We start from the raw sequence: 15,241 nt of genomic DNA on the forward strand, positions 1-15,241 counted from the left end.
CGATCGGCTATGAATTGCGCAGGGCATCGATGAGCTCGGCCTTGCGCATCTTCGAACGGCCCTCAACCCCGATTTCCTTGGCCCGGTCCTGCAATTCCTCGACGGTCCAGTCCTCGTAGTCCCCGGATTTGCCGCCGCGCTTGCCCACCTCGGAGCGGCCATCTCGGGCGGCGGCATTGGCGATGCGCGCCGACTTCTGCTTGGAGTTCCCCTCCTCGCGCAGCTCTTCGTAGAGTTCCTCATCCTTGATCCGGCTCTTGCCCTTGCCTGCCATGGGTTTCCTCCCTCTCACGCTTCGCCAGCTGGCCTTCGGATAACCAGCACTGTGCGTCCCACGCTAGCTACCTGCGGCCACGGGCGACAGGGCAACCCCCGGACTTTATGCTGGATCCCAGACTTCGGCGCTAGCACATTTTCTGGCAGCAGCCGCGAAACTGATGCTTGCCCGAAAGCTCTCTGGCCGTTGCCGCCAAGTGGGCACCGTGCTATTCACCGCCGGTGCCCCGCGAAGAACACTGGGAGGTGTCCCTGACGCCGTTGGCGCTCTCGCGACGGCGTCTTCCAGCAACTGAAGGAGGAAAAGCCATGCCCGGGAAGAATCCCCCGCACCACAATGAGCCAGTAGGCACTGCCAGCGATTCGAGCAGCACCGGGTTGCCGGATCTTGGTACAGCAGATGAGCCGGTGGGCACCGGCAGCCACCCGGATTCGCGCACCAGCGATTCCGCGGAAACCGAGCGTGCTGGCAAGGAAAAGATCAGCCCTCCCGAACAGCGCCAGCCGGAGCCCGGCCTGGATCAGGAGTTGAAGCCGAAGGCGGATCACGGCGAGCGAAGCTACCAGGGACGGGATCGGCTGGCCGGAAAACGCGCGCTGATCACCGGTGGCGATTCGGGTATTGGAGCGGCGGTGGCGATCGCTTTCGCCCGCGAAGGGGCCAGCGTCGCCTTGGCCTACCTGCCCGCTGAGCAGCCGGATGCGGATGCCATCGCCGGGCTCGTGGAAGAGGCCGGCGTCGAGGTGCACCTGCTGCCCGGGGATCTGCGCGACCGCGAGTACCGCGGTTCGCTGGTCGACAAGGCGGTGGCCGCACTCGGCGGACTTGACATCCTGGTGAACAACGCCGGCAAGCAGATCAGTGTCGAATCCTTGGAGGAGCTGAGCGATGAGCAGATTGAGGCGACCTTCGATGTGAATATCTTCGCGATGTTCGCCCTGAGCCGGGATGCGCTGAAGGTGATCCCGGCAGGCGGATCCATTATCAATACGACGTCCATCCAGGCTTTCGATCCCTCGGATCACCTGATGGACTACGCCTCAACGAAGGGGGCGATCAGCAACTTCACCAAGACGCTGGCCTCCCAGGCCGCCAAGCAGGGCATCAGGGTCAATGCGGTGGCTCCCGGTCCCATTTGGACTCCGCTGCAACCCTCGGATGGCCAGCCCATCGAGGCGTTGCCGAAGTTCGGCCACGATACCTGGCTGGGCCGGGCAGGTCAGCCGGTGGAACTCGCTCCAGCCTATGTGTTCCTGGCCAGCGACGAGGCTTCGTATGTTGTCGGATCGACGGTGCACGTCAACGGGGGGAAGAACCAGCCGTAGGACTGTGTATTTGTCCCCGGGCGGATAGGGGTCCGGGGATCAATCCACCTCGTCCTTGCTGATGGTGAATTCCATGTTCCTCCGCTCGTACTCGCGCTGGCTGAAGGTAGCGCGCTGGACTTCCTTGACCTCGTCGAAGCTGGAGCCGATGGCCCCGCCCATGGTTCCCAGCGAGGATGCCAGCCAGGCGAGATTGACGTATTCGGCCAGCGACACATTGTGGCGCAGCTGATAGGCGAGGTATTCCTGGTCAATGACAATCAGTGCACCCGCCAGCAGCGCCAGGAATAAGAGCAGGTACATGGCCGTCGCTGCAAACCCGACCGTGAGCACCGTGGCCGCGTTGTAGATAACCATCCGCTCGCGGCGGCGGTTGCCCTGGGGCCTCTCCCACAACCGGTTGTGCAGCAGCAGCCAGAGCGTGAGGATCAGAATGCTTGACAGCGTGATAAGCGCAAGCCGCGTAGCGGGCAGGTAGTCGGCCATTGACCAGATGCTCGTGTAGAACACGCCGAAGGCTCCGGTGGCCACCGCACCTGCCATCGCGGAGGAAAGCCGCGGCACCAGTTTCCACGGCTGGTTGCTGCGCACCATTCCGGCGACCAGCAGCAGCCGCCCGCGCAGGCCCTCGATGCTCGTGATGCGGTTCTGCTCGTTCTGCCCGTCCTGCCGGCTGGCGTGCACGCTCATTGCCCGGCCCAGCGGGGTGGGCGGCGGGGCGGGCTGCTTGCCGGTAGCCAATTCCCTGACCAGTTCGGCCAATTCCCGTGCCACCGTGCGCGGCCGGGCCATCCCGAGACTGGGCATGGAAAGCACGGCCGAAGCATCCTCGACGGAAATCACCGAACGCACCGGCCGGTTCTGCACATAGTGCGGTGCATCGGTCAGGTAGATGATGAAGTCCCAGCCGTGCTTCTCCCGCAGCTTCGGCACCTTGTCATTCAACGCCACCCGTCCGCTCTCCCCCAATGGCAGGGAGAACGGAGCCACCTGCACGTCCCACCGGTGCTCCTGCTCCTGCAACTTCTCCAAGACCCCTTCCAACCGCGCAGCTACCCGATTGGCCATGGCATCGGCGATGCCGGGATCGGCAATTATTCCTATCGTGCGCATCTCGGGATCTTGCACGCTCATCAGCACCTCGCAGCTCTCCGGCAGCAGCTTGAGCCGCTCCCACAGCACACCCTAGGAAGTTGTGCCATGGCATGCAGTGCCGTTCAGCAACCTTGCAGAAACCAGCATCGGCACTGCACCCTTGATCCCCGGGATTCCACGGATTCCTGACTCACAGGCAATGCCCATCAAACTTCCCTTGTTGCCTGCGGCCCGGTGTGGCAGGGTCGGTGCCATCGCCCATCTGGTACAGGAAGGAAAGACCATGGACTCCAATCAGCCAGAAGAAGAGACGCGCCAGGGGAACCCTCCGCTGCGCGATGAGCACTCAGGGAAGGATCCCGCGAAGGACAAGCAGAATCCGGTTGGCAGCAATGAGGATGCTTTCGAGCAGCCGGCGGAAGACCAGGACCCAGACGCGGTGGACACCGACCGGTTCAATACCGACTGACTGCTGTCGATAACGGGAAACGAAGCACGGAGGAGAATGATTTGAAGGCACTGACATGGCAAGGCAAGCGAAAGGTCGCATTCAGCGACGTCCCGGATCCGGTGATCCAGGATCCCGGGGACATCATCATCAAGGTCACTTCCACCGCAATCTGCGGATCAGACCTGCATCTCTATGAGCTGCTTGGACCCTACATGCATGCTGGCGACGTGCTGGGCCACGAAACCATGGGGATTGTCCAGGAAGTTGGCAGCGGCATCACCAAGCTGTCGGTGGGCGACCGGGTAGTCATCCCGTTCAACATCTCCTGCGGCCACTGCTGGATGTGCCAGCATGACCTGCAGTCGCAGTGCGAGACCACCCAGGTGCGCAAGCACGGCAAGGGCGCCCAATTCTTCGGGTACTCCGAACTCTATGGACAGGTTCCCGGCGGCCAGGCCGAATACCTGCGGGTGCCCCATGCCGATTATGGTGCCGTGAAAGTTGGCCACGAGCTGCCCGACCACCGCTATCTGTTCCTCTCCGATATCCTGCCCACCGCGTGGCAGGGCGTGGAGTACGCAAGCGTCCCGGACGGCGGAACCCTCGCGGTCTACGGGCTCGGACCCGTGGGCCAGCTCGCCGCGCGAATCGGCCGCCATCTGGGCTATGAGGTGCTGGGTATCGACCCGGTAGCCGAACGCCGCGCCATGGCCGAGCGCCACGGGATCCAGACCCTGGACTTCACCAAGGACACCGTGGGCGAACTGCGCGGGCTCACCGGGCGCGGCCCCGATGCCGTGCTCGATGCAGTGGGCATGGAAGCCCATGGTTCCCCGGTCTCCTCTATGTTCCAGCAAGCCACCGGGCTGCTGCCGGACAAGGCCGCGCAGCTGGCCATGGAGAACGTCTCCGCGGACCGCACCAGCGTGCTGGATTCGGCCATTGATGCGGTGCGGCGTGGCGGCACCCTGTCGATCAGCGGCGTCTATGCCGGGGCAGCCACACCGATGCCGATGGTGAAGCTGTTCGACAAGCAGATCCAGATCCGCCAGGGCCAATGCAATGTGCGCTCATGGACGCGGAAGCTGCTGCCGCTGGCCGAGGATGCAGCCGATCCGCTAGGCCTGGACGACCTTGTCACGCACGAGCAGCCGCTCTCGAACGGTCCGCAGATGTACGAGACCTTCCAGAAGAAGCAGGATGCGTGCATCAAGGTGGTGCTCAAGCCGTAGCAAGCTAGGCACTTTTCTTCCCGGAACCGGAGGCCTTCTTCTTGTGTGGCGAGGAGGAGGCCTCCTTTGCCGTCGCCTTCTTCTCGGCTGGTTTCCTGGCAGCAGCCGGCTTCTTGGCTGCGGACTTCTTCGCCGGCGCTGTCTTGGCTGGCGGTTCCTTGCTCTTCGCCGCGGACTTCTTCGCCGGCGCCTTCTTGGCTGGCGGTTCCTTGCTCTTCGCCGCTTTGCTCCCGGCTTTTGACTTCCGGCCCTCGATGCTGCGCTTGAGCGCTTCCATCAGATCGATGACCTCCCCGGAGTCGCTTCCGTGCTCCTCGGAGCCGAAGGTCGCTTCAGTATCCAGTTCCTCGCCTTGCTCGATTTTCGCTTCGATCAGCGCTTGCAGTTGGAGCTGGTAGTCGTCCTGGAATTCTTCCGGGGTGAAATCGGTGCTGTACTGGTCCACTAGGGCAGCAGACATCTTCAGTTCCTGCTCACTGATCCGCGGTGATTTCTCCGGTGCCACCTGCTCGGCGTCGCGCAGCTCGTCCGCCCACATGACCGCTTGCAGCACCATCACCTTGGACCGGACACGCAAGATGCCCAGCCGGGTCTTCTGGCGCAGGGCAAAGCGCACCACCGCCAGTTTCTCAGTGTTTTCCAGTGTCCGGCGCAACAGCTCGTACGCCTTGGGCGACTTCGAGTCCGCCTGGAGGTAGTAGCTCTTCTCCAGCATCAGGGGATCGACTTGGCTTGCCGGGACGAACTGGACTACCTCGATTTCGCGGCTTTTCTCCGCAGGCAGAGCGTCCATGTCCTCATCGGTGAGCACAATGGTCCGTTCCCCGTCTTCATAGGCCTTGTCCAGATCCTTGTAGGCGATTTTCTTCCCGCAGACTTCGCATCGGCGTTCGTAGCGGATTCGGCCGCCGTCCTTGTCATGGACCTGATGCAGGTCGATGTCGTGGTCTTCGGTGGCGCCGTAGGCCTTGACCGGCACGTTCACCAAGCCGAAGGCAATTGATCCAGTCCAGATAGCTCGCATGGGCATAGTGAAGCATCTTTCCGGCCGCGCGTCACTGGCCGGATGAGACTGGCAGGCTGCACGGAGGTTCAGCAGCGCAAAACGCAAAGCTTGCTTGGAACGCTGGATTCCCCGGCGCTGCTCGGGAAGATTGGCCGCATACGGAAAAGCAAAGGACAGCGCATGGCACGCAGGGAGCAAACCGTGAAAGTCGCGGGGCACACGCTGAAGGTCAGCAATCTGGACAAGATCTTGTACCCGCAGACCGGAACCACCAAGGGAGAAGTCATGGACTACTTCCAGCAAGTGGCTCCGGCGCTGATTCCGCATGCCGCGTGGCGCCCCGCTACCCGCAAGCGCTGGGTGGACGGGGTGGGCACTGCCGAAGAACCGGGCAAGGTGTTTTTCCGCAAGGATCTTGAAGACTCCGCCCCCAGCTGGGTTCCCTCCGCCAAGCTGCAGCACAAGACCCATGCGAATACCTATCCGCTGGTCAATAACGAGGCGGTGCTGGCCTGGCTGGCCCAAATGGCAGCGCTGGAAATCCACGTTCCCCAATGGCGTTTCGATTCGTCGCTGGAACCTGCCAACCCGGACCGGCTGGTTCTGGACCTCGATCCCGGTCCCGGTGCCGGTTTGGAGCAGTGCGCTGAAGTCGCGCTGATCTGCCGGGAGATCCTCGACGGCATGGAGCTGCCCAGCTTCCCAGTGACCTCTGGTTCCAAGGGCATCCACCTCTATGCCGGGCTGGATGGCAAATACACCTCAGACCAGATCAACGAGGTGGCCAAGGAACTGGCTTCGACGTTGGAGAAGGAGCACCCGCAACTGGTTCTCTCCAGCATGAAGCGCTCGCTGCGCGAGAACAAGGTGCTCGTGGACTGGAGCCAGAACAATGCCTCGAAAACCACTGTCTGCCCATATTCGCTGCGGGGTCGCGCCCGGCCCACCGTCGCGGCCCCGCGGACCTGGCAGGAAATCGAAGCGCAGGGGTTGGCGCAACTGGACTTCCACGAGGTGCTGGAGCGCATTGCTGATGGAATGGAACCCCTGGCGCAACTGGCCTCGGCGCAACGGCAGGACCCGGATCGCCTGGCGGCCTACCGCTCCAAGCGCAATGCGTCGCTGACACCCGAACCGGTGCCGGAGCAGTCCGGGAAGGCTGAAAAGGCACAGTCCGTTCAGGCCGGAAGCGACGGCACCGGGTTGTCTTTCGTCATCCAGGAACACCATGCCCGCCGGCTGCATTGGGATTTCCGCCTGGAGCACGAGGGAGTGCTGGTCTCCTGGGCAGTGCCCAAGGGCCCGCCGCTGGAACCCGGAGTCCAGCGCCTGGCAGTCATGACCGAAGACCATCCGCTATCCTACGCAAGTTTCGAAGGCAGCATCCCGAAGGGGCAATACGGCGCCGGGGAAGTATCGATCTGGGATTCGGGCCGGTGCGTGATCGAGAAATGGCGCGAAGGCAAAGAAGTCATCGCGGTACTCACCGGTGATTCAGCAGGAGGACTGGGCGGCGTGCCACGGCGTTTCGTGCTGATCCAGGCCGCAGGGATGGGCGGAAAGGACAATTGGCTGCTTCAACTGGCCAAGGACCAGCCTTCGGCAGCCGAGGGCGGGGCCTCCGCTGATTCCAGTGGCGCAGGACCGGACGCAGCTCGCGAGCCCAGCGCCAAGCAGGCCGTGGCTGACCTGTCTGGCCAACCCTTGCGCCCCATGCTGGCCACGCCTGGCACGGCCGGGGACTTCGGCGTTGAGCAGGACTGGAGCTTTGAAATGAAATGGGACGGCTACCGAGCACTTGCAGTAGTCGGTGACGGCGTAACCAAGCTGCTCAGCCGCAACGGCCATGACCTGACCGGCGACTTCCCGGAACTCGGAATTCTCGGTTCGTTGCTGCCGGACCGCTGCGTAGTGGATGGGGAAATCGTTGCCCTGGATTCTACGGGCCGCCCAGATTTCTCGCTGCTCCAGCAACGGGTGTCCCACCAGCGCAAGAAGCGCACGAAGCAGGCCTCGGCCATCAGGATCCAGTACATGCTCTTCGACGTGCTGCAGTTGCCTGCCGGCAAAGGCGCCGGGCTAGAGGATCTGACTGCGCTGCCCTACGAGCAACGCCGCCAGCGGCTTGCGGGCCTGGATATCGACCACCAGTACGTGCAGGTTCCCCCGGCCCACACCGGGACCTTGGAACAAGCCATCGGGACCAGCCGCGAGCTAGGCCTGGAAGGCGTGGTGGCCAAGGAACGCGACTCGGCATACGAGCTGGGCCGGCGCAGCGGCAGCTGGTTGAAGCTCAAGCACCAGCTGCATCAGGAAGCCGTGGTGATTGGCTGGCGGCCAGGGCAGGGGTCGCGCAGCCGCGGCCTGGCGTCGCTGCTGCTGGCCATTCCGGGACATGGCGGTTTGGAGTACGCCGGCCGGGTGGGCACCGGATTCAGCGACACGCAACTTGCCGAGATCCGCGAACGGCTTGAGAAGATCGAGCGCAAAACTCCCCCGGCCAAGGACATTCCCGCAGCGCATCGGCGCGATGCCCGCTGGGTAAGCCCGAAATATGTGGCAGAAGTCCGATACAGCGAACTGACCTCGGAGCGCCTTCTGCGCCATCCAGTGTGGCGCGGTTGGCGCGACGACAAGCATCCGGATGAGGTCCACTGGGAAACAGCGGATCCTTCCTGAAACCGAACCGCAAATGACAGCTAAGACAAGGAGCAAAACATGAAATTGCTGGCAAAGATCTTCGGAACCCTGGTCTCGCTCGGCGCAGGCTGGCTTGGCGCCAAGCTCGTCTCCGGGATCTGGCACAAGGCCATGGGCGAAGAACCGCCGTCACTGGCCAACCCCGATAAGCAACAGCAGGCAGCCGTAGGCAAGGTGCTGGCGTTCGCCGTGATCTCAGGAGCAAGCGCTTCCGCCATCCAGGCTCTGGCCAAACGGTGGACGCGTTCCCTAGAAGCCAAGGCAGCGGGCCGGTAGCTGGCCGCAGTCAGGCAGAAACCCGGATGCACTGGGTCGGGCAGCTGTTATGCAGTCGCCCGACTCGCTGCTGCCCGGCCCTGCGGAATGGTTGCTCTCGGTGCATCCACCGCAGTGATGAATTACGGATACCTGAAGCCCTTTGGGATACGAGCGGCGATCAGTTGGCCGGCAGATTCATATCCGCCGGCGGAAAGATCCATGCCGTAGCCATTACGCGTGGCGATCTGCGAGGGCAGGCAAAAGCAGCTTCGGACTGGCCGGCAATCTCGACGAGATCGAAGGGCAAAAGTGCAGCGATGCAACTCGCGGCAAAATCACCGACTCCTCTGGCATCTGGGCAATCATGGACTTAGAATGGAAAGAAAATATCACTATACGAAAGTGGAATCCATGTCCATCCAGTCTTCTCCCCTAGCCGCAGGCCAGGCAGCTCCGGACTTCTCCTTGCAGGACGCCAAGGGGGAAACAGTTTCCCTCTCCGACTATTCAGGTCAGAAGGTTATCGTCTATTTCTACCCCAAGGCCGCAACTCCAGGCTGCACCACCGAGGCCTGCGATTTCCGCGACAACCTCAATTCGTTGCAAGCGGCAGGATACTCCGTACTGGGCATCTCCCCGGACGCACCGGAAGAGCTGGCAGCCTTCGCCAACGACGAATCGCTGAACTTCCCGCTCCTCTCCGATCCTGGAAATGAAGTTGCGACAGCCTACGGCTCTTACGGCGAAAAGACCATCGGTGGAAAAACGATCGTGGGCACTTTGCGCTCCACTGCAGTCATCAATGAAGATGGCAGCATCCAGCAAATCGAATATTCGGTGGATGCCACCGGACATGTAGCCCGACTCCGTGACTCGCTGGGAATCTAGAGGATTTCACATCCGGTTCTTTCCTGCGCCAGTAGTGATGCTTCAGCCGGGGCCAGCTTCGTCTGGCCCCGGCTGTGCTCTGCAGCCCGTGTTGGGACCGTCAAGCTATATCTGCATTTCGGCATGGGCGTTGGCCAAAAGATGCATGAAAGCACCACGGTCGAATGCAGCTCGCTGCCGGACCGCGCCATTGCCCGTCTCCAGCATATTTCTCAGGGAAATCACGGCGAAGTCGTAGTCCCCATGAGCTCGCAGTGCGTCCTCGGCAATACGCAGCAGCCTGCGAGCCAGCTCTTTCACCGCAATCGGTGCGCCGGTTTCCGTATCCACTTGCTCTCCGGTGATTCCATTCTTGGCCGCTTGCCACAATGACAGATCCAGGACTTCGGGAAGATACTCGACAGCTTCGAATTCACCGGCCACGGCAGTTTCGACAAGCCCCCGCAGCAGCACGGCAAGCAAGACCGAATCTTGCGCTCTGAGCTGCGAATCGGCGACACGAATTTCGACTGTGGGATACTTTTCCGACAGCCGTGCGGACCATCCGATATGCCCGGGGTCGGGTACAGCAGCGGTGCCGTTGATGCGCGCAAGACGCGACTCATAGTCCCGGAAATCTGCAAAGTATGGCGGGATTCCCTGGACAGACCACTTCCGGTAATGAATGGTTCTCCACGATGAGAAGCTGCTGTCGACGCCTCGCCAATATGGTGAATTCGCGCCTAATGCGCAAAGAAGGGGCAGCCAGCCGCGCAAGAAGTTCAGTGCACGAACGCCGGCTTCCGGATCAGGGACCGAGACATGGACGTGCAAACCGCACATGTAGTGCTCGGCAGCTATTCCTGAAATGAATTTGCCGATTTCCTGATACCTTGCGTTATCGGTAAATGCCGGAGGCTGCTGGGGAATCATTGGCGCCGAACCTATGCCCGCGACCAGCAGACCGCTAGAGGCCGCTTTGCTTGCCAGGGCCCTGCGAAAGCTTCCCAACTCGTGCAACGCCTGGTCCCGGTCTTCGCAGATGGAACTCGCGTGTTCAACTTGGCAAGCTAGAAACTCATTTTGCACTTCCCCATCGCGTTGCGAATCCAGTGCCTGCCGGAACGGCTCCTGATCCACGCTGGCAGGCAATCCTGTTTCTGCGTCAAACATGAAGAATTCTTCTTCAATGCCAAAGGTACTCATCTCATGCCTCCCGGAATGGGTTTGCTTGGGCGCCAAGCTAGCAACTGGCCAGCCTCGAATTTCCAGGTCGCCGCAGGACCACCCGCATCAGTTGTTTGCGCTATTGCGCGTGCGGCTTTTGAAACACTAGTTCGCATGGCTTGGATGCACCCGGTTGAGGCAGGGATTCCCATGGACCTCCCATCAATCCGACATGAATCGAACACGAAGGCTGAAACAGGCCCGGACGTGGAATTGATGCGCTGCAGTGTCCTCGCCCGCGTGAATCCGGCGAAGTTCGGATGATATTGCGGAACCTGCGAACCAGCTACTGACTAGTAGGGAAACTCGCGCTGGCAATAGGCTGGGTGCGGATTGATTCCCGCCCACGCCCAAGCCAAATACCTTACGCTTGAAGCACACTCCGCTTCTCATTGACGGCGAACTATGCCCTGCCAGCAAGCCAACCTGCAATTTGCGAAGTGGCGTGACTTATGGGGATAACTCGAAAGTTACGAACAAAGTGGAGGTAGTACCAATGTCAGGTCGTATGGTCAGGTCGAAAACTGCTGAACGTGTCGCGGAACTTCTGGGATCCCGAGAGGGACGCTCCCATCTGAGCGAGCATGGATGGATCCGGGGAATGCCGGTGATCATTGCACAAGTCAACGAGCCGGTTGACGATGTCATGGGTCTCGTTTCCGTTCACAATTGCCCTGTTCTTGTGGCAATACTCGACAACCGGGGTGACCGGCTTCGTTTCATGCATGTCTCGCCGCCAAATGATGCTCTCGAAATAGTTGAAGAAACCCCGGCGCACCACCCGATCTGCTCTCTTTTCGAGCTAGCCGAGGAACACGGCATGCTGGAGTTCCGAGTCCGGTACTGGGCGCACACTGCTGTCGCAAACGTCCTTCCGGACTTCACTCCGAAAGAACAGGTGCAAATGACAATGCTGCGCAGATAAATCCCGAACTGCGTGACGTACGCCCGCCGGGAATGACAGGCTTGCGCCATACCGCTGGGCACCGATTGCAGCCTAAGGCGCCAAAACGAGAACGGTCCTGCTCTCCGATTTACGGAAGGCAGGACCGTTGTCGTTTTGCGGACGGCTAGCGGCCGGCGATCTTCACCAGCTTGTGGTTGATGAATTCGTCCATGCCGTACTTGCCCAGCTCGCGCCCGATGCCCGAGCGCTTCACTCCCCCGAAAGGCAGCTCGGGGTAGGAAGCGGAAGGCTCATTGATGGCCACCATGCCGCTTTGCAGCTGCTGTGACACGCGCTGCGCGCGTTCCATGTCCTGCGTGTGGATGGAAGCTCCCAGCCCGTAGTCGGTGTTGTTGGCCAGGGCCACGGCTTCCTCTTCGCCGTCCACCTTGTAGAGCACGGCGACCGGGCCGAAGAGCTCTTCGGAGAACGCACGCATCTCGGGAGTCACCCCGGCCAGCACGGTCGGTTCGTAGAATGCGCCATCGCCCTGGATCGGCTTGCCGCCGGCCAGCACCTGGGCACCCTTGTCGATGGCATCCTGCACCTGGGCGGCCAGTCCGTCGCGGGCTGCGGCGGAAGACAGCGGGCCGAGGAAGTTCTCTGGCTGGGACGGGTCACCCACAGTGATCCCGGAAACCTGCTCTACCAGTGCCTTGGAGAAGTCCTCGTAGACCGAGGAGTCGACGATGAAGCGCTTGGCGGCATTGCAGGCCTGCCCGGTGTTTCCGAACCGTGCACGCATGCCCAGCTTGGCGGTGCGCGCCACGTCCGCGTCTTCGAACACCATGAATGGATCCGAGCCGCCGAGCTCCAGCACGACCTTTTTCAGGTTGCGTCCGGCAATTTCCGCAACAGCGGCGCCGGCACGCTCCGAACCGGTCAGCGAGACGCCCTGCACCCGGCGGTCCGCGATCATGCCCGCGATCTGCTCATTGGTGGCAAAGATGTTCACGTACGCGCCCTGGGGCGCACCGGCTTCGCGGAAGATCTCTTCCATGGCAAGCGCCGACTCCGGGCACTGCGGAGCGTGCTTGAGCAGGATGGTGTTGCCGTTCATCAGGTTCGGTCCGGCAAAGCGGGCCACCTGGTAGTACGGGAAGTTCCACGGCATGATGCCCAGCAGCGCGCCCACTGCTTCCTTGCGCACCAGCGCCGTGCCGCCGGAGGCGATTTCCAGCTCTTCGTCCTCCAGGTACTTCGGTCCGTTCTTGGCGTAGTAGCGGTAGATTGCCGCTACGATGCCGATTTCGCCCAGCGCCTGCTTGATGGGCTTGCCCATTTCGCGGGTGATGATCGCTGCCAGTTCCTGGGCTCGTGCCTCGTAGATGTCGGCCACGCGTTCGAGCAGGGCAACGCGCTCCTCCAGCGCCGAGACCGACCACTGGGTGTAGGCGTGGTGCGCCTTGGCCATGGCTTCCTGGATCTGCTCATCGGTGGCGGTCGGGTAGGTTGCCTCGACGACGCCGGTGGCAGGGTTGGTAACAGCATAAGTGGACATGGTGCTCCTTCGACGATTCGCTATTTGGACACTTAGCGCCCAGTCTTCCAGCTCCCGTCGCCAATTCCCCGGACTCTTCGGCTATTGGCGTGTTCGCCGCGGAAACTGCCGCTGTTCCTCCAAAGTCGCAGACTGGGCCGGCAGCAGGGATTGCAGTACTGCTGGACTCCTCGCAGCTGCGCCGGGTGATGCGCTGGACGCTCGGGATCCGGCTCGATCCTACTCGCTTGCCTCCTGCTTTCCTGGAAGCTCCGAGCTCTCGCCATCGAACCTGAATGCTTCCTGCGGATTGGCCGCGATCCGTGACCTGCGGCGCGCTCTTGCCTAGCGTCGTATGCAACCAGCAGCGCTCCGCACGGACTGCGGAGCCGGATGCGCGGCCACCCGCCGCGCCACCCGCAGCTGACGACAGCAGCAGAGGAAGGGAAGACATGAGCACCAACGATCACACCAGTTCGAATCCATTCCCCGATGACCCGCGCAGCACCCCGCAACCCGGAACCGTCCGCCACGGCCTGAACGATCCGGATCCATTGACCGAGCCGCAAACCGACCTGTTCCCTTCGGGCACTGTCGAACCGGTGCCGGCCGACGCGCATGATTCCGGTGACCTGCAGTCCGCAGAAAGCGGCAGTACGTCGGGCAAAGCGCAGGCAGCCCAGGATCTGGCGCGCGAGGGCCAGGAATCCGCCACCCACGTGCTTGACAGCGCCAAGCAGGAAGCCTCGATGCTCGCTGAGCAGGCCAAGGACCAGGCCACCCACCTGTGGGATGAACTCGGCTCCGACCTGAAGGAGCAGACCTCCGCGCAGCAGCGGAAGGTCGCGGCCAACCTGCGCGACATCAGCGATGAGTTCCGCGCCATGCTGGACCAGTCCAGCGCGAGCGGAACCGCGTCCATGCTGGTGGATCAGGCTTCGCATCACAGCGGCCAGGCCGCCGATTGGCTCGAACAGCGCGAGCCGCACGACTTGCTGAATGAGGTCAAGGGCTTTGCACGCAAACGCCCAGCCGCCTTCTTGGGGCTGGCGCTGGGCGCCGGCCTGCTGGCAGGACGCATGACCCGGAATGCCAGCGAGCCGAAGGAAGGCACAGGGCACCGCGATCAGGAACCGCGCCCCGGCACCACCAGCGCACCGAACGCCGCGTCCGGTGACGGGCCAGGTCCGGTGCGGGTTAACCCGTCCTTCCAGGGAACCACCCGCGTGGATTCGGCAGGCAACCCGCTGCATGCCGATTCGGTGGATGTGGACCCGCTGCGCTCCTACCCTCCTGGGGATCCGCGCAGCACCGACTACCGCTAGGAGCATTCGATGACTCACACGACGCCAGATCCCGATTCCGCAGAACATGAACGCAGTTCCCTCGGCGCCCTGTTCAATGACCTGACCCAGAATGTATCGCTGCTGGTTCGCCAAGAGATCGAGCTGGCAAAGACGGAGTTGAAGGAGTCGGCCAGCTCCGCCGGCAAGGGCGCGGGAATGTATGCCGGTGCCGGTGTTGCCGGCCATTTCGTCTTGCTGTTCCTTTCCGTTGCGGCTTTCTTCGGATTGTCGCTCTGGATTGGCTATGGCTTCTCGGCCTTGGTGGTCGCCGCCCTCTGGGCGGTGATCGGTCTGGTCTTGGCTAGCGCGGCCAAGAAGAAGATGCAAGAGATCAAGGGACTGCCTAATACGGCCGAGACAGTCAAGAGGATTCCGTCAGCTTTTACTCCGAAGGATGATGCACCATGAGCAAGAATTCAGAAGAACTCCGCGCGGAAATCGCCCAGACACGAGGCGACCTGCAACAGGATGTGGACGCGATTGCCGACAGGGTCAGTCCCAGCCACATTGCCCACCGACAATCCGAAAAGGTCAAGGACTCATTCAGGAAGGTGAAGGACTCCGTCATGGGAACCGGTGAATCAACGAGTGACCAGCTGCACCACTACAGTGAAGACGCCGCGGAAGCCGTCAGGGAGGCACCGCACAGGGTGGCGGAGCAGACCAAGGGCAATCCGCTGGCCGCCGGAATCATCGCCTTCGGGGCAGGATTGCTGGCCTCGTCGCTGCTTCCGGGGACCCAGAAAGAAGCCGAGCTGGTCCAGCGGGTCAAGGACAAGGCAGAACCGCTGGCCGCAGAGGCCAAGGATGCGGCGAAGCAGATTGCCGAAGACCTTCGGGAGCCTGCGCGACAGGCCGCCGAGGACCTGCGGGATTCCGCCCAGGAATCCGTGGAGACCGTAAAATCCGAAGCCAGCTCCGAAGCCGAGCATTTGCAAAGCGAAGCCAAGGACACGGCCAAGGGCATGAATAACGGCTCCTGATCCCCGGGTAGCGGTAAGAGGCTGGTGCGTGCAATCACTGATTGGAAC

Annotated in this window: 15 protein-coding genes; 10 read left to right on the forward strand and 5 right to left on the reverse strand. The window is 62.1% G+C overall.

All coding sequences use genetic code 11. The annotated features are described in order from the left end of the window. Nucleotides 1–7 precede the first annotated feature (7 nt). Nucleotides 8–274 carry a Rho termination factor N-terminal domain-containing protein gene (locus F0M17_RS14970; protein WP_028268631.1) on the reverse strand — a complete coding sequence of 89 codons (267 nt, stop codon included), beginning with the start codon at nucleotides 272–274 and terminating at the stop codon, nucleotides 8–10. Between the two features lie 311 nt (nucleotides 275–585). Between F0M17_RS14970 and F0M17_RS14975 the strand changes: the two genes are divergently transcribed. Then, nucleotides 586–1,602 carry an SDR family oxidoreductase gene (locus tag F0M17_RS14975; RefSeq protein WP_083586717.1) on the forward strand — a complete coding sequence of 339 codons (1,017 nt, stop codon included), beginning with the start codon at nucleotides 586–588 and terminating at the stop codon, nucleotides 1,600–1,602. Nucleotides 1,603–1,641: 39 nt separating this feature from the next. Here F0M17_RS14975 and F0M17_RS14980 read toward each other — a convergent pair whose 3' ends face one another. Continuing rightward, a complete protein-coding gene (locus tag F0M17_RS14980) occupies nucleotides 1,642–2,736 on the reverse strand; it encodes a hypothetical protein (protein WP_073707237.1) in 1,095 nt (364 codons plus the stop codon). A 244-nt stretch (nucleotides 2,737–2,980) separates the two neighbouring features. On the opposite strand from F0M17_RS14980, the gene F0M17_RS14985 reads away from it, so the two are divergent. Next, nucleotides 2,981–3,166, forward strand: coding sequence for a hypothetical protein (locus F0M17_RS14985; RefSeq protein WP_149597442.1), 186 nt, complete (start codon nucleotides 2,981–2,983; stop codon nucleotides 3,164–3,166). Between the two features lie 41 nt (nucleotides 3,167–3,207). Beyond that, nucleotides 3,208–4,380, forward strand: coding sequence for an alcohol dehydrogenase catalytic domain-containing protein (locus F0M17_RS14990; RefSeq protein WP_073706961.1), 1,173 nt, complete (start codon nucleotides 3,208–3,210; stop codon nucleotides 4,378–4,380). A 4-nt stretch (nucleotides 4,381–4,384) separates the two neighbouring features. On the opposite strand, the gene F0M17_RS14995 is transcribed toward F0M17_RS14990, so the two are convergent. Continuing rightward, nucleotides 4,385–5,410 (reverse strand): Ku protein, encoded by a 1,026-nt coding sequence (locus F0M17_RS14995; RefSeq protein WP_371737251.1) that lies wholly within the window; start codon nucleotides 5,408–5,410, stop codon nucleotides 4,385–4,387. A gap of 156 nt (nucleotides 5,411–5,566) precedes the next feature. Here F0M17_RS14995 and F0M17_RS15000 point away from each other — a divergent pair, with 156 nt between their 5' ends. The 3 genes from F0M17_RS15000 to bcp all read left to right on the forward strand — a co-directional run bounded on the left by F0M17_RS15000 (nucleotide 5,567) and on the right by bcp (nucleotide 9,232). Next, nucleotides 5,567–8,065, forward strand: a complete 2,499-nt coding sequence (locus F0M17_RS15000) for an ATP-dependent DNA ligase (RefSeq protein ID WP_073706962.1) — start codon at nucleotides 5,567–5,569, stop codon at nucleotides 8,063–8,065. A 39-nt stretch (nucleotides 8,066–8,104) separates the two neighbouring features. Further along, nucleotides 8,105–8,362 carry a DUF4235 domain-containing protein gene (locus tag F0M17_RS15005; protein WP_022875705.1) on the forward strand — a complete coding sequence of 86 codons (258 nt, stop codon included), beginning with the start codon at nucleotides 8,105–8,107 and terminating at the stop codon, nucleotides 8,360–8,362. A gap of 393 nt (nucleotides 8,363–8,755) precedes the next feature. Then, nucleotides 8,756–9,232, forward strand: coding sequence for a thioredoxin-dependent thiol peroxidase (gene bcp, locus F0M17_RS15010; protein WP_073707239.1), 477 nt, complete (start codon nucleotides 8,756–8,758; stop codon nucleotides 9,230–9,232). Between the two features lie 105 nt (nucleotides 9,233–9,337). Here the strand turns inward: bcp and F0M17_RS15015 are convergent, their stop codons facing one another. Beyond that, a complete protein-coding gene (locus F0M17_RS15015; protein ID WP_073706963.1) occupies nucleotides 9,338–10,417 on the reverse strand; it encodes a YbdK family carboxylate-amine ligase in 1,080 nt (359 codons plus the stop codon). Between the two features lie 622 nt (nucleotides 10,418–11,039). Here F0M17_RS15015 and F0M17_RS15020 point away from each other — a divergent pair. Then, nucleotides 11,040–11,363 (forward strand): hypothetical protein, encoded by a 324-nt coding sequence (locus F0M17_RS15020; protein WP_233125320.1) that lies wholly within the window; start codon nucleotides 11,040–11,042, stop codon nucleotides 11,361–11,363. 145 nt (nucleotides 11,364–11,508) lie between these two features. Here F0M17_RS15020 and F0M17_RS15025 read toward each other — a convergent pair whose 3' ends face one another. Then, nucleotides 11,509–12,885 (reverse strand): NAD-dependent succinate-semialdehyde dehydrogenase, encoded by a 1,377-nt coding sequence (locus F0M17_RS15025; RefSeq protein ID WP_073706965.1) that lies wholly within the window; start codon nucleotides 12,883–12,885, stop codon nucleotides 11,509–11,511. Between the two features lie 431 nt (nucleotides 12,886–13,316). Here F0M17_RS15025 and F0M17_RS15030 point away from each other — a divergent pair, with 431 nt between their 5' ends. The 3 genes from F0M17_RS15030 to F0M17_RS15040 are packed head-to-tail and all read left to right on the forward strand — an operon-like array spanning nucleotide 13,317 to nucleotide 15,193. Continuing rightward, nucleotides 13,317–14,189 (forward strand): hypothetical protein, encoded by an 873-nt coding sequence (locus tag F0M17_RS15030; protein ID WP_073706966.1) that lies wholly within the window; start codon nucleotides 13,317–13,319, stop codon nucleotides 14,187–14,189. A 9-nt stretch (nucleotides 14,190–14,198) separates the two neighbouring features. Further along, nucleotides 14,199–14,618 (forward strand): phage holin family protein, encoded by a 420-nt coding sequence (locus tag F0M17_RS15035; protein WP_066142299.1) that lies wholly within the window; start codon nucleotides 14,199–14,201, stop codon nucleotides 14,616–14,618. Next, nucleotides 14,615–15,193: a DUF3618 domain-containing protein gene (locus F0M17_RS15040; RefSeq protein ID WP_066142303.1), complete on the forward strand. Its 579-nt coding sequence runs from the start codon at nucleotides 14,615–14,617 to the stop codon at nucleotides 15,191–15,193. The genes F0M17_RS15035 and F0M17_RS15040 overlap by 4 nt, the downstream gene beginning before the upstream one ends. The last annotated feature ends 48 nt before the right edge of the window (nucleotides 15,194–15,241 follow it).

This window comes from Glutamicibacter sp. ZJUTW, assembly GCF_008370855.1.
Taxonomy (GTDB): domain Bacteria; phylum Actinomycetota; class Actinomycetes; order Actinomycetales; family Micrococcaceae; genus Glutamicibacter; species Glutamicibacter nicotianae.